Below are 14,359 nucleotides of genomic sequence, written 5' to 3' on the forward strand. Positions count from 1 at the left end.
AACCTATTGTAGTCTCATATTGCCCAAGAGAGGGGGCAAGGTTCTTTCGAAACTCACAGCTCAGGATGATTTACCTCCTCCCAGCAGCTCTCCGTTTCATCCTCGCTACTCGCCCTGCTTCCATCTTAATGGCATAGCGATCGACTAATTCACACTCCCAGCGTTTGGCAATTTTTTGGGTAAGTTCCAAGGCTTGAGAATAATCGAAATAGGTCTGAATCAAAATCACTTTTTTCAATTTGCTGGAGCGCAGATAAATTCCATACTGATCATAACTTTTGCGGTAGGTATTTCCTCCATTCCACGAATTTAGTGGAGAGACTACCCTTCCCTTAACCACATTATCAGACAAAACCACAGAATCCATGTCGGACTTGGTCCACCTTTGGGTTTTACCAAACGGAACCACCCAAAAAACGATGGGTTTTAACTCCATTCTTCCTTTGGACAAATAGAAGGTGGTGTGATGAGAATAAGTTAAGGCTCCCAAAAGAACGATTGCCACGAAAATCACGAAGGCAAGAAGTTGATTCGATAGAAATACCCAAGGACCAAAAATCAGGATGAAGACCATGCAAATCTTGATTACCCAAACGACTTGGCGGGAGCGAGTTTCTCCATTTTTTAATTGGATGGTATCAATCAAGGCAGGGAAATTTCTGGAAAGTCATCAACGAATTTACCTCCCTTTTTTCAATACCAAATCCTTCGAAAGATCAACGGCACAATCCTTTGATAAAATCGAGAATTTCGCTCTATACTATCTCCATCTAAAACTGTCCGACAAGGAGTTTACCCTAATATCGAAAAGCCTTAATGTGCCTGGCTCATGAGCGAAGTGAGTAATCCTCATTCAGTACCGCCGAAAAAACAAATCCCATACAATTCAAAAGTCTCGGCTTCGTTTACTCCAAAAATCGACCGTGATTCGTACCCTCCTGTTATTCATGCTACTCTCCTACCTTCCTACCGTTTATGGCCAAACCGATAGCACTAAAAAGTCTAACCCCTTTGAACGGATTTTTGGTGCCTGCGCACCGAGAGACAGCTTTTCCATGTCTTTGACTAACGGTCATACCATTATCTATTCAAGAGCAGACACCGTTGTTCGTTGTGTGAAGGACAATGGAAAGATTAAATGGGAAACCAGTTTGAAGGGAACCGGGAATAACCTGGCTGGCATCATCAGGCAGGACGTGCTAAGGCTGGATCGATTTGTACTTAAACCCTATGATCTTCAACTCTGGCCATGCCAAAGTAGAAACTATATTTTACTCGACTCCAAACGCGGTCGAGTTTTAGTACTTTCAGGAGTTGAGCTGGATGATTTCATCAAAAAAAGAGTTAACCGGCAGGACGTGAAAATTCTTCAGGCTAAAAAGGAGGATCGAAAAATTCGGAACAAGCAAGATTATCAGGAATGGAAGCGGTTAACCCGATGAACCAAAATATATCTTTTCGACGCCCATTTTTAAGCTAAACCATCTCCTCCAAAAATTGTCTCCCAAGGAGTTAACAATAATTTCGAAAAGCCTTTATTTTTGCCGGTCTGGTAAAGTTTACTTTTGCCGGGAAATATTGCACACATCTTAAATTCAAAAACAAGATAATTATGTCAGTTTTAGTTGGAAAAAAAGCTCCCTCATTTTCAGAGACCGCTGTAGCTAACGGTGGAGAAGTGATCAATGACTTTTCTCTGGATCAATACATTGGAAAAAGCCACGTTTTGTTCTTTTTCTACCCAAAAGATTTCACCTTCGTTTGTCCTACCGAATTGCACGCTTTTAACGCTGCTTTGGATCAGTTTAAGCAACGTGGTGTTGAAGTAGTAGCTTGCTCTACTGACACTGCTGAGTCTCACTGGGGATGGTTGCAAATGCCCAAAAGCCAAGGTGGTATTCAAGGTGTAAACTACCCTATCGTTGCCGATACTACAAAAACCATTTCTGCTAACTACGGTGTTTTGGCCGGAGACTACGATTTGGATGAGCAAGGTAACTTGATCGCTACTGGACCAATGATCGCTTTCCGTGGATTGTTCTTAATCGACAAAAACGGAGTTGTTCAGCACCAAGTAGTAAACAACTTCCCATTAGGAAGAAGCGTTGGTGAAGCTCTTCGTATGGTTGATGCTTTGTTGCACTTCGAAGAAAACGGTGAAGTTTGTCCTGCTGACTGGAACCAGGGTGACGACGCTATGAAAGACACTCACGAAGGAGTTGCTGATTATTTGGCTGCTCACTAAGAGTTGAAATAAACACATAAGGAAAGCGGTTTGTTCCATACCTGGGACAGCCGCTTTTTTATTTGGCACAATTTATTCAGACGCTTCCCGTATAACTGTATTTTTGATCCATGCGCTACCTGCTACTCGTACTTGTTTTTCTGAGTATTCAACCCGCCGGAATGGCCCAGGACGAAGTGCCTGATTATGTATCTGCTCCAAGACCTGAAAACCGCAACCGGGTATACGACGACGATATCCACACCGTTCAATTGGTGAGAAACAACGGTTACCTCAACGACCCCATCATTCGCCTGGGCAGAAGAGAAACCTTAAGCCTCCTTTTTGACGACTTCAGCATGGAGGTTCGCGACATCAATTACCGGATAATCCATTGCGATGCGAATTGGGAAACCAGCGATGTGGATTTTTGGGAATATGCCGATGGCATGGAAGAAGGCTACGACAACCAATACGAGTTTTCACGGGCGATGAACCAACGCTACATCCATTACAGAATCACCTTCCCGAATGAGGAAATGCAAATCAAAGCTTCGGGCAACTACATCATTCAGGTATACCGCGATGGTGACCCAACGAAAATGATGATAACGCGGAGGTTTATGGTGGTAGAAGACCGGGTTAGACTGCAGGTAAATGTGGGTAAAGCATTTGATCCGGCCCTGCGTTTTCAAAAACAGGAAGTAGATGTAATTATCGACCACCCGGGTTATCCTATTTACAATCCTTCGCAGGATGTGCATTTAGTGATCCTCCAAAACCAACGCTGGGACAATGCCATTACCGATCTCAAACCCATTTTCATAGAAGCTGATCGATTACGCTATGATTACGAGGAAGAGAACACCTTTTTTGCGGGAAATGAGTACCGCTTTTTCGACATTCGAAATTTTAATCTGCGCTCCGAAAACGTCGAAGGATCCATTAAGCGACCGGATACCATTCACATCTTCATGGATAAGGTAAAACCCCGTATTCAGCATACGGTGATCAATTCCCGGCAGAACATTTTTGGCAATCAAATCATTGGGCAAACGGAGCATGAAGCTGGTTCGCACCTCGATGCCGATTATGCCATGGTCTATTTCTATTTGTTACAAGACTATCCTACTCCGAATACAGACTACTACATTTTTGGCGGACTATCTGATTATGAGCACGGTGATCGCTATAAAATGCGGTACAATGAAGTCAAAAAACGTTATGAAAGACCGTTGTACCTCAAGCAGGGTTTTTACAATTGGCTGTTTCACTCCGTTAAAAAAGGGGGAGACAAAGTCGGGGATCTTCGCCCAGTAGAAGGAAGTTTTTCTGAAACCAAAAATGAATACACCGTTTTGGTGTATCACCGCCGTCCGGGAGACGAATTCGACCGTTTAGTCGGTCTGAAAACAGTAATTTTTCCCGTTGACGTTATCAAGAAAGACTGATATTAATCCGTATATTTACGGTAGCATCATCGTTAAAAAGTAATTGTGATTTCGTTAACAACATCAGGAATTAAGGTAGACGTTAAGTCCTATTACCTGGAGAAAAACAGTGAGCCCGAATCGGGGCAATTTCTGTTTGCCTACGATATCAGTATTACTAACCACAACGATTTTTCAGTTCAGCTTTTAAAACGCCATTGGATCATTTACGACAGTTTGTTTCCCAAGCGGGAAGTTCGTGGCAATGGGGTTATTGGTGAACAACCCATTTTGACTCCGGGCGAATGCTATCGTTACCAATCCTACTGCGACTTACACAGCAGCATGGGATGGATGGAAGGCTCCTACCTTTTTCGCAAGGAAGAATACCAGCACTTGATGGAAGTAAACATCCCCAGATTTGAGCTAATACTGCCCAATAAACTGAACTAAGCATTTAACTCTTTTTGCCGATCCCGGCAAGCCATTCCCCCCTCATTTTTACCTAAATTTGCAGGCGTTTTTACAAGCATATTTAAATCGAAAGAAGATGCCAAAAGGAATTTACAACATCCCCTTCCCCGACAACGAGCCGGTAAAGGGTTATGCTCCAGGTTCGCCTGAGAAAGAATCATTGTTGGCCACTTACCAGGAGCTGTACAACAGCCAGGTAGATGTGCCCATGTACATTGGATCTGAAAAAGTATATACCGATAATAAATTGACCCTTAGCCCTCCTCATGAGCACGCTCACACGTTGGGAACGGCGAATATGGGTGATGCCAGCCACGTTGAAAAAGCCATTGATGCTGCTTTGGCTGCTCGCGAAGAATGGGCTGCCCTATCATGGGAACACCGTGCTGCGATTTTCCTTAAGGCTGCTGACCTTTTGGCCGGACCTTTCCGCGATAGAATGAATGCTGCCACGATGTTGGCTCAGTCGAAAAATGCCATGCAAGCCGAGATCGACGCGGCCTGTGAGTTGATCGACTTCTTTAAGTTCAACGCTTTGTATATGCAACAAGTGTATGCTGAGCAACCTGAGTCTCAACCGGGCATGTGGAACCGCTTGGAGTACCGTCCGTTGGAAGGATTCGTATTTGCCATCACTCCATTTAACTTTACTTCCATTGCTGCAAACTTGCCTGCAGCTCCTGCCATGATGGGTAACACTGTGGTATGGAAGCCTGCTGATAGCCAGATCTACTCTGCTCAGGTAATTATGGAGCTTTTCGAAGCTGCTGGACTTCCAGCTGGAGTAATCAATATGGTTACTGTAGACGGTCCTACCGCTGGCGATATCGTATTTAAACACCGCGATTTTGCAGGCCTTCACTTTACCGGATCTACCGGAGTATTCCGTCACCTTTGGAAGGAAATCGGAAACAACCTGGAAACTTACCGCTCTTACCCACGTATCGTAGGTGAAACTGGTGGTAAAGACTTCATCATGGTTCACCCATCAGCTCCTGTTGCTGAAGTAGCTACCGCTATCTCTCGTGGAGCATTCGAATTCCAAGGGCAAAAATGTTCTGCTGCATCTCGTGTTTACCTGCCAAAATCTTTGGCCGCTGATGTAATTGAGCGAGTTAAGCAGGATGTAAATTCCTTTAAAATGGGAACCCCAGATGACTTTAGCAACTTCGTGAACGCCGTGATCGATGAGCGTGCCTTTGACAAAATCAGCGGGTACATCGACTACATTAAAGCTGCGGATGACGCTGAAATCGTTGCTGGTGGTGGTTACGATAAATCTACAGGGTACTTTATTGAACCCACTGTAGTAGTTACTGATAACCCAAAGTTCAGAACCATGTGTGAAGAGATCTTTGGTCCAGTGGTAACCATTTACACTTACGAAGATGCTGACTTTGAAGCTACTTTGGACGTGTTGGACAACACTTCTGAATACGCTTTGACCGGAGCTATTATGGCTACGGATCGTTACGCGATTGATTTGGCTACCAAAAAGCTGGTTAATGCTGCTGGTAACTTCTACATTAATGACAAGCCTACCGGAGCTGTAGTTGGACAACAGCCTTTCGGTGGAGCTCGTGGATCTGGAACCAATGACAAAGCGGGAGCTTACATGAACCTGCTTCGTTGGGTATCTCCAAGAACGATCAAGGAGACCTTTGTTCCTCCAACAGATTACCGCTACCCTTTCTTAGGATAAGTTGATATAACTGAATAAAAAAAGCCCCGATCTAATTTCGGGGCTTTTTTGTTTAATGCTGATTGAAGGTGGGTGTTCCCACTCCCCGCAACAAGCCATATCAGTAGAACCAACTGTTGATTCAATTCTTTTCATTGTCATTTTGGAAAAGAGACTTCCGAAAGGTCATCTCCATCGCTCGATCCAAGGTATGACATAGACTATGCCTTTGTTAATTGATGATTAAAGGTATGAATTCTCAGCTAAAGTGGAAATCGGAATAGTTTGGGCCAAAAAAAAGCGGCCTTCTTGCCGAGGCCGCTTCACCCATCGGGGTTATCAGATATCAAGTATCTGATCTCTCTCCCTACTTAAACTTTTGACGCCCTATTTTTTCTGAGGAGCTACAGAACAGGTTTTGATTCCAAAAAGGGTATACAAGGGGCAAAAACTAACCAAGCTCGTTAGCAGAAATACTCCACCCAAAACCATCAATACGATACCTACCATAGGCGGCACCAACTCCATAAAGTACAAGACAGCGGCTACTGCAGCGATGATCACCCGGATCACTCGATCTGCTGTTCCCATATTCTTTTTCATTCTTATTCGGTTTAACTATTAGTCCACAATTGATGTCCTAAAAAAGTCATCAGGGTAACTAACGCCAGGCAAGTAAAGCAAGCGAACAAAAACCGGGTGACCTTTTTTTGGAACATGAAACAAAGCTATGGGGCCCAGAAGGGCTGTGCAGTGACCGCGGTCACCACCAGTCATTAGAACCTCAAAAAAATCGGATTCAAAAAACGGGTAGGGAATAAAAATGGAGTCCTGAGGAAAGTAATTCAGGTCGCTGGAAATGGATTATTTACTGCGGGGATAAATCCTTTCAGCAGCTGATTTTGGTTGGTTTATCTGGTGCCCGATTTCGCTAGATTTGAGATACCCTTAACATCAAAAACCTAAACGAAAACAATTCAATTTTTAACCCTTACAATCTTATTACTTATGAAAACCCTATTAACCTTTGCTATTGCTCTTGCGGCATTCAACTTCTCTTATGCTCAAAACACTTTTCCGTCTTCGGGTAATGTTGGAATCGGAACGACCAGCCCTCAAGCTGATTTGGATATCCGCGGTGGTGGAATTATTCTGGGCGGAACTCAGAAGCACATCATCCACACTCAAAACTGGGTACCCAATGCAGACGCCTTGATTTTTGCCCACAAAATTTCAGGAAGCTGGGATTGGAACAACTCTTTGTCTTTCAAAACGGATGGTATGCTTCAAAAGAATGCCAGCTCCGATAATTTAAAGGCCATTGTAGTTAGAAATACAGCCACCCCAGGTAATCACTTTGAAACGTTCCGCGTAATGGGAAATGGAAAAGTATTCGCAACCGAAGTTGAAGTATTGTTAGCCAATCAGTTTCCTGACTATGTGTTTGAAGACAAGTACGAATTGATGACCTTGTCTGACTTGCGCACTTACATCGATGAAAACCAGCACCTACCCAATGTTCCTTCCGCCGAAGAAGTTGGAGAAGGAATGGAAGTAGGTGAAATGGTTCGCCTGCAAATGGAAAAAATCGAAGAGCTTACTCTTTACATTCTTCAGCTTCAAGAGCAAATTGATGAGTTGAAAAAGAACCAGAAGTAATATCCAGGTTTTAGATCCTGACTTATGGCCGAGATCCATTGGCCATCATTCATTTCTTAACAAACACCTAAAACCATGAAAGCGAAATTACTTCTGCTGCTATTCGTTAGCAGCCTATTCTGGATGGATATCCAGGCTCAATCCAATGCGAATCAGGCATTGGTCCAACAAACGGAACGACTGGCTCCTCAACGGGCTTTTCAAGTGCCTGCACAAGACGTAGATGCCTTCCGCCAACGAATCGTTCAAGATGCCTCCAAACCTCTGGTAGGATCTTCGGTGGATCTGGCTTTCAATTTTGATAACTACGAAGTTCAGTTCGACGAACAAACCGGTGAAAGCTATCGCCTTTTGGCCATCGATTTGGAAAATCCCGAACTCTATTCAGTGGTCATCCTCTATTTTGAAGAGTTTGATCTGCAAGGGTCTGATCAACTTTCGATTGTAACCGGAAATGGTACGGAAAGTGAATTTGTGAAAACCTTCAATTTCCGTCACAACCAGGATAAGGGCGTGTATGCCTTGGGTTTTATCCCAATTTCAAGCGATCGAATTTACCTGAAGCTCACGGGTAATGCCCCTAAAGTATCCCTGGAAAGACTGGGCTATATCTTTAAAGATGATGTGGTTGGCGTGCCCGGTTGGGGTTCCTTGAACAGTTCCCTGGGATGTATTCGTCCTGAGAACGTAAACTGTCCTCAATACAGCTACTGGTGCGATGAGAAAAGATCGGTTTTCAAAATGTGTATGACCGACAACAATGGGGATACCTGGATTTGCTCGGGAGCATTGGTTACCAATGAACGCGCCGATGGATTTCCGTACGCACTTACTGCACATCATTGTATTGATGATGGAATTCGAAACGAGCTGACTATTTACATGTTCAATTACGAAAGCCCTAATTGCAACAACATCAATGGCCCCATCACCGAAACCGTTTCGGGTTCTGTGCTTTTGAATGACAACCACAAATCGGACTATGCCATTCTTCGATTAACGGATGACATTCCCAAGGACTACAACGTTTTCTATGCCGGCTGGACCAACGACGAGTTCTCCGGATCGAACGACAACCCTACTTGGGGAGCTGGAATTCACCATCCGAATGGAGACATTAAAAAGATGATGACCTTCAACAAAAAACTTCGGAAGCGCTACGTAAAAATTGGCGGCGACTGGAGATACACCTGGCGTGTAAAGATCGACCAGGGAGGTCTAGAAGGTGGCTCTTCAGGATCTCCTTTATTCCAGGGCAACAAACAATTGATTGGTCAATTGTCAGGTGGACAGGAAGACAAAGCCTGCGAGAAAAAGTACTACGGTCGCTTCCACCGCAGCTGGCACCACTACGGTTTATCCTGGATTTTGAATCCGAACGGAGACCACAGCGGTTCTTACAAGCACTACATCAAATCCATGAGCGGGTTTGATCCTTGTGTGCCCAATTACAATTTCACCAATGCCCATGATTTGCACACCAGTGCCAACGTGACTTTCCTAAACTATGCGGGAACCGCACCACGTCGATACAATGGAGTTTATGTAACGTCCGGAAGCATCACGGCTTCTCAAAATGTAGAGATTCAGCCCAACACTTATGTAGAGTTTGATGCTGGAACCCGAGTCATTTTAAAACCTGGATTTCACGCCGAGGCACGGAGTCACTTTCTGGCCCACGTGGGAGGTTGTGAACCTGAATGCGGAAGAAGTGAAGGGGCTTATAAAACCGCTCCATCTATCGGAGAAGACGTGAACGCCTACGAAGGTGAAGTGCTACAACTCGAAGAAGATCTTCCCCAAGAATTGGACGATGGAGAGTTTGAGTACTTTGATTACGAACTGGAAGAACCCGTTTCCTACGAACCGATTGAACTCGAAGATCGGGTGAGTATCTTCCCAAATCCGGCGGCTACTACCTATACAATCGACTATGACGGTACCGATCTGGAGCGGATTGAAATCTATTCAAGCAACGGCATTCTGATCCAAATCCTGGAGGCTTTGGAAGGACAACAGCAGTATCCTGTTATCATTGAGACTGAGACCAGTTTCCATGTTGTTCACATCATCACCCAACAAGGGGTTGTGATTCAACAAGTGGGAATTGCCCGTCAATAAGCTTAATTAGATAACTCAGCGGAAAAGGCGCTCTCGATTGGGGGCGCCTTTTTTTATGGGTTAGAAACAAGATGAACAGCAATTCCTTGTTTGGACTGGCTCACCTTTCCCTCCGATTCCAGTTTTTTAATTACCCGGGTAATTACCTCCCGAGCAGTACCCAATTCTTGAGCCATTTGCACATGCGACATTTTTAAAACATCCTGTCCGGTCACTTTGGACTTGGCCAGCAAATAATCGTAAAGCCGCTGATCCATTTTGTGGAAAAGGACATGGTGAATAGTATCCAGCAATTCAGCATACCGCAAGTTGTATTGCTCATAGAACAATTGATTGAGGGAAGGATAGCTCTTCAACCAACCCGGCAACACATCTACGGGAAGCAAGAGTAATTTAGTTGGCTCTTCGGTTACTGCAAAAACCCGGCTGGGTTCATTTTTTAAGCTGGCCGAAAAAGACATGACGCAGCTCTGAGCCGGCTCGATGTAGTAGAGCAGCAACTCCCGATCATCAAACCTGGAAAACACCTTGACTAAACCTTCCAGTACAATGGGCAGCACCTTCACATATTGGCTCTCTCTTAAGATTTCTGTTTCAGCCGGGAACTCTTGAATAACCGCCTTGTCTTTTAGTTGATCAATCAAATCCGGGCCGAGAAACGATAGGGTCTTTTCAAAGGGTATCATACGTCGTCGCAAAAACGTAAAAGTATCAAATCCGACGGTGCTATGCTGGTAAATTCATCCTTGTTAACCCGGCAGTGTTGGAAAACTCATTCAACCATCGGTCGATTTTTCCTCCACCCTGGGTAGTTTTGTAACCATGATCAAAAAGGTCAAAGAATTGTGGAACAAATGCCCGCGTTGGATCAGGAATAAATATACCCTGACGGCGGTGATCTTTTTCTTCTACATGTTGTTTTTTGATCAAAACGACCTCATCAGCCAGGCTCAGTTGCGTATGGAGCTTGAAGAACTGGAAGACAACAAAGCCTACTTTAAGGTACAAATTGAAGAAACCCGGGAAGATCTTAACGATCTGTTGACCAACGATGAAAACCTCGAAAAATTCGCCCGGGAAAAGTACCTAATGAAAATGGACAACGAGGAAATCTTCGTAATCGTCGAAGAGGAATAGGCTAAGCCTCGATTACCCGCCAATTATTTACTTTTGGAGCTCCAGAAAATGCTCTATGAATAAGGACCGTTTCTTTCATGAATTTCCACCCGTATCCAAAGAAGATTGGGTAGCGAAAATTCAAAAAGACCTCAAAGGAAAACCCTACGAATCATTACAACATCAAGACCTGGAAGGAGATCAGCTTGATCCGGTCTGGCACGCCTCTGATCGAAAGGATTGGACCCAGCCGAATATTCCGGAACGCGATTCGATCACTCCCTGGATGATCAATGAACAAATTCAGGTGCAAGAAGGTAATCCGGAAGAAGCCAATCGCCAGGCTTTGGATGCCCTTTCTCATGGAGCGAATAGCATCACCTTTGCGTTCTCCAGCGAAAAGAAATCGGACTGGGAAGGCGCCTTAAAAGACATTCTGCCGCAATACGTTCATTTAGGCTTTGCGGCTCCCCAAAAATCACTTCAATTAGGTGAGCACCTCCAGGCGGTACTTCCAGCTGAAGCTCGGGAACAATTTTCCATGCATTTGGAAAACGACCCCATTGGAGTAGCCCTTGAAAATGGAAACTGGCAACAGAGTTCCGGACAAGACCTGGTGAGTATCCTGGAAACCGAAGATTCCTTGATTACCACTTTCCCTAAACTTCGGGTGGCCACCGTAAGGGGAGAATTATACCACAACGCTGGTGCCGATGCGGCTACCGAATTAGCTGCATCCTTAGCTACCTGCCATGAATATTTGTTGGTGCTTACAGAATCTGGATTGGAAGCGTCTCAAGCCGCCAATCACATTTCGATACGACTGGCCAGCGGAACGGACTACTTCAAAGAGTTGGCCAAGTTTAGAGCCATGAGAATGCTTTGGAACCGATTGGTTCAAGCCTATGATCCAAAAGCTTTTACAGGACATATACAGGCCGTTACTTCGCAATTTTTCAGTACAGTGTACGATCCCTACAACAACATGCTTCGTGGAACCACACAGGCTATGTCTGCCATCTTAGGTGGCGCTGATTTACTGCGAATTCTACCCTTTAATACCGCCTGGAAAGAAGGCGATCATTTTGCCCGAAGAATTGCCCGGAACACACAACTGCTTATGCAGGAAGAAGCTCACCTGGGTAAGGTAACCGATCCCGCATCAGGATCCTACTACCTGGAACACTTGACCCGCGAACTGGCCCAAGAAGCCTGGAAACAATTTCAAGAAATGGAAGCTCAGGGAGGAATCATCTCCCTGATTGAATCGGGGCAATTGCAGGAAAAAATCCACACCCAGGCCCAGGAAAAGATCGCTAAAGCCGACAGTGATGAATGGCCCGTATTAGGAGTAAACCTCTACCCCAACGATCAGGAAAAGATGATTGATGAGATTCAGGAGACTGAATTCACAGATGAACCTATAGAGCCAGCCTTTACCCCGCTCCAGTCCATTCGATTGGTGGGAGAAAAAGAAATGCAACGATTGTCGGATGAATTAAACAGTGCGGAATGATTAGAAAGGATTTTAGCCAAATCGATTGGACGGATCAGGACGCCCAACAATCGCCAGAAGGAAAGAACGAGAACTGGAATACTCCGGAAGGAATTGCAGTAAAAAGCCGGTACGACGAATCGGATTTGGAAAAGGTGGAACACACTGGTTTCGTTGCCGGATTAGCCCCATACCTGAGAGGTCCTTATTCCAGCATGTACGCTTCACGTCCCTGGACCATCCGTCAGTACGCCGGATTTAGTACAGCTGAAGAATCCAATGCTTTTTACCGCCGAAACCTGGCAGCCGGGCAAAAAGGGCTTTCTGTAGCCTTCGACCTGGCCACGCACCGAGGATACGATTCTGACCACCCCCGTGTTGTGGGAGATGTAGGAATGGCCGGTGTAGCCATTGACTCGGTTTTGGATATGAAGATCCTCTTCGATCAGATTCCCCTGGATAAAATGTCTGTATCGATGACCATGAACGGAGCTGTTATTCCGATTATGGCTTTTTACATAGTTACGGCAGAAGAGCAAGGTGTTTCTCCCGAGCAACTTTCGGGAACCATCCAAAACGATATTTTGAAAGAATTTATGGTGCGCAACACCTACATCTATCCACCAGCCCCATCGATGCGCATCATCTCCGATATTTTTAAGTACACCTCCCAGCACATGCCGCGGTTTAACTCGATAAGTATTTCGGGTTACCACATGCAAGAAGCGGGCGCCACCTGTGATATTGAGCTGGCCTATACCCTGGCCGATGGATTAGAATATGTAAGATCCGGAATCGCAGCCGGGTTGAAGATCGATGACTTTGCTCCTCGTCTTTCCTTTTTCTGGGCAATTGGCATGAACCACTTTATGGAAATTGCCAAAATGCGCGCTGCTCGTATGCTTTGGGCAAAGTTGATCAAACAGTTCAACCCTGAGAACCCAAAGTCGATGGCTCTGAGAACACATTGCCAAACTTCGGGTTGGAGTTTGACAGAACAGGATCCCTTTAACAACGTGGGTCGTACGGCTATTGAAGCTATGGCTGCAGGATTGGGAGGAACACAATCTTTGCATACCAACGCACTGGATGAGGCGATTGCACTGCCTACTGATTTCTCAGCAAGAATTGCACGAAATACTCAGATTTACCTACAAAAGGAAACCGGCATTTGCCGTACAATCGATCCGTGGGCTGGATCGGCTTATGTGGAGTCCTTGACTCAGGATTTGGTCCAAAAAGCCTGGGAACACATTCAGGAAATTGAAGGGCTGGGCGGAATGGCCAAAGCCATCGAAACAGGACTACCCAAGCTCAGAATTGAGGAGGCAGCTGCCCGCAAACAAGCTCGTATCGACTCCCGCCAAGACGTAATTGTGGGAGTGAATCAATACCAAACCGAGGAACAATCAGACATTGACATTCTGGAGGTAGACAACACCAAAGTGCGTCAGTCTCAAGTGGAGCGGTTGGAAAAAATGCGGGCCGAAAGAAATGAAGAAGCGGTTCAAGCCGCCTTGAAGGAATTGACCCGAATGGCAGAAACCGGAGAGGGCAACTTGCTCGCTCAAGCCGTTATCTGTGCTCGTGAGCGTGCTTCTCTGGGTGAAATATCTGACGCTATGGAGGTTTCCTTTGGTCGATACAAAGCCGTTACTCAGTCCGTATCTGGAGTTTATTATGCCGAAGCCATGCAAGACAAAGATTTTATAGAAGCTCGAAATAAGGCGGATGAATTTGCCGAATTAGATGGTCGTCGACCTCGAATCATGGTTGCTAAAATGGGTCAGGATGGACACGATCGTGGAGCTAAGGTAATTGCCACCTCTTTTGCCGATATCGGATTTGATGTGGACATTGGACCTCTTTTCCAAACTCCTGAAGAAGCCGCTCGTCAGGCTCTTGAAAATGACGTACACATTCTGGGAGTATCCAGTTTGGCTGGCGGACACAAAACCCTGGTTCCTCAGGTGATTGATGAACTGAAAAAACACGGACGAGAGGATATTTTGGTCATTGCCGGAGGAGTGATTCCTCCCCCTGACTACGACCACCTTTTTGAAGCCGGAGTAGCCGGTGTATTTGGCCCTGGAACTCGAATTCCTTTGGCGGCTAAAGAAATTCTTGAATTGTTGATTGAAGCGTATAAATAAGAAGAC

At 45.2% G+C, this 14,359-nt stretch carries 13 protein-coding genes; 10 read left to right on the plus strand and 3 right to left on the minus strand.

What is annotated here, in order from left to right; genetic code table 11:
- Nucleotides 1-70 precede the first annotated feature (70 nt).
- On the minus strand, nucleotides 71-646 hold the full coding sequence (locus tag KFE98_03335) for a hypothetical protein (protein ID UTW63203.1): 576 nt from the start codon (nucleotides 644-646) through the stop codon (nucleotides 71-73).
- 277 nt (nucleotides 647-923) lie between these two features.
- Here KFE98_03335 and KFE98_03340 point away from each other — a divergent pair, with 277 nt between their 5' ends.
- The 5 genes from KFE98_03340 to pruA all read left to right on the plus strand — a co-directional run bounded on the left by KFE98_03340 (nucleotide 924) and on the right by pruA (nucleotide 5,830).
- The gene (locus KFE98_03340) at nucleotides 924-1,442 is read left to right on the plus strand and encodes a hypothetical protein (protein UTW63204.1); all 519 of its coding nucleotides are present in this window, start codon (nucleotides 924-926) and stop codon (nucleotides 1,440-1,442) included.
- Nucleotides 1,443-1,612: 170 nt separating this feature from the next.
- Nucleotides 1,613-2,245 (plus strand): peroxiredoxin, encoded by a 633-nt coding sequence (locus KFE98_03345; GenBank protein ID UTW63205.1) that lies wholly within the window; start codon nucleotides 1,613-1,615, stop codon nucleotides 2,243-2,245.
- A gap of 110 nt (nucleotides 2,246-2,355) precedes the next feature.
- Nucleotides 2,356-3,675: a DUF5103 domain-containing protein gene (locus tag KFE98_03350; GenBank protein ID UTW63206.1), complete on the plus strand. Its 1,320-nt coding sequence runs from the start codon at nucleotides 2,356-2,358 to the stop codon at nucleotides 3,673-3,675.
- Between the two features lie 45 nt (nucleotides 3,676-3,720).
- Entirely contained in the window at nucleotides 3,721-4,107 is a 387-nt protein-coding gene (apaG, locus tag KFE98_03355; protein ID UTW63207.1) for a Co2+/Mg2+ efflux protein ApaG, read from the plus strand.
- A gap of 97 nt (nucleotides 4,108-4,204) precedes the next feature.
- Nucleotides 4,205-5,830: an L-glutamate gamma-semialdehyde dehydrogenase gene (gene pruA, locus KFE98_03360; GenBank protein ID UTW63208.1), complete on the plus strand. Its 1,626-nt coding sequence runs from the start codon at nucleotides 4,205-4,207 to the stop codon at nucleotides 5,828-5,830.
- Nucleotides 5,831-6,196: 366 nt separating this feature from the next.
- Here the strand turns inward: pruA and KFE98_03365 are convergent, their stop codons facing one another.
- Nucleotides 6,197-6,412, minus strand: a complete 216-nt coding sequence (locus KFE98_03365) for a DUF2892 domain-containing protein (GenBank protein ID UTW63209.1) — start codon at nucleotides 6,410-6,412, stop codon at nucleotides 6,197-6,199.
- Between the two features lie 405 nt (nucleotides 6,413-6,817).
- On the opposite strand from KFE98_03365, the gene KFE98_03370 reads away from it, so the two are divergent.
- Nucleotides 6,818-7,468: a hypothetical protein gene (locus KFE98_03370; protein UTW63210.1), complete on the plus strand. Its 651-nt coding sequence runs from the start codon at nucleotides 6,818-6,820 to the stop codon at nucleotides 7,466-7,468.
- A gap of 75 nt (nucleotides 7,469-7,543) precedes the next feature.
- Complete coding sequence (locus KFE98_03375; protein ID UTW63211.1) at nucleotides 7,544-9,589, plus strand: T9SS type A sorting domain-containing protein; 2,046 nt, start codon at nucleotides 7,544-7,546, stop codon at nucleotides 9,587-9,589.
- A 53-nt stretch (nucleotides 9,590-9,642) separates the two neighbouring features.
- On the opposite strand, the gene KFE98_03380 is transcribed toward KFE98_03375, so the two are convergent.
- Entirely contained in the window at nucleotides 9,643-10,275 is a 633-nt protein-coding gene (locus KFE98_03380) for a Crp/Fnr family transcriptional regulator (GenBank protein ID UTW64630.1), read from the minus strand.
- Between the two features lie 136 nt (nucleotides 10,276-10,411).
- On the opposite strand from KFE98_03380, the gene KFE98_03385 reads away from it, so the two are divergent.
- Genes KFE98_03385 through scpA form a run of 3 tightly spaced genes read left to right on the plus strand, consistent with a single transcriptional unit; the run spans nucleotide 10,412 to nucleotide 14,353 of the window.
- Complete coding sequence (locus tag KFE98_03385; protein ID UTW63212.1) at nucleotides 10,412-10,726, plus strand: septum formation initiator family protein; 315 nt, start codon at nucleotides 10,412-10,414, stop codon at nucleotides 10,724-10,726.
- Nucleotides 10,727-10,781: 55 nt separating this feature from the next.
- On the plus strand, nucleotides 10,782-12,221 hold the full coding sequence (locus KFE98_03390; protein UTW63213.1) for a methylmalonyl-CoA mutase subunit beta: 1,440 nt from the start codon (nucleotides 10,782-10,784) through the stop codon (nucleotides 12,219-12,221).
- Nucleotides 12,218-14,353 carry a methylmalonyl-CoA mutase gene (scpA, locus tag KFE98_03395; protein UTW63214.1) on the plus strand — a complete coding sequence of 712 codons (2,136 nt, stop codon included), beginning with the start codon at nucleotides 12,218-12,220 and terminating at the stop codon, nucleotides 14,351-14,353. The genes KFE98_03390 and scpA overlap by 4 nt, the downstream gene beginning before the upstream one ends.
- Nucleotides 14,354-14,359 lie beyond the last annotated feature (6 nt).

The sequence above is a fragment of the bacterium SCSIO 12741 genome, assembly GCA_024398055.1.
Taxonomy (GTDB): Bacteria; Bacteroidota; Bacteroidia; order Flavobacteriales_G; family Salibacteraceae; genus SCSIO-12741.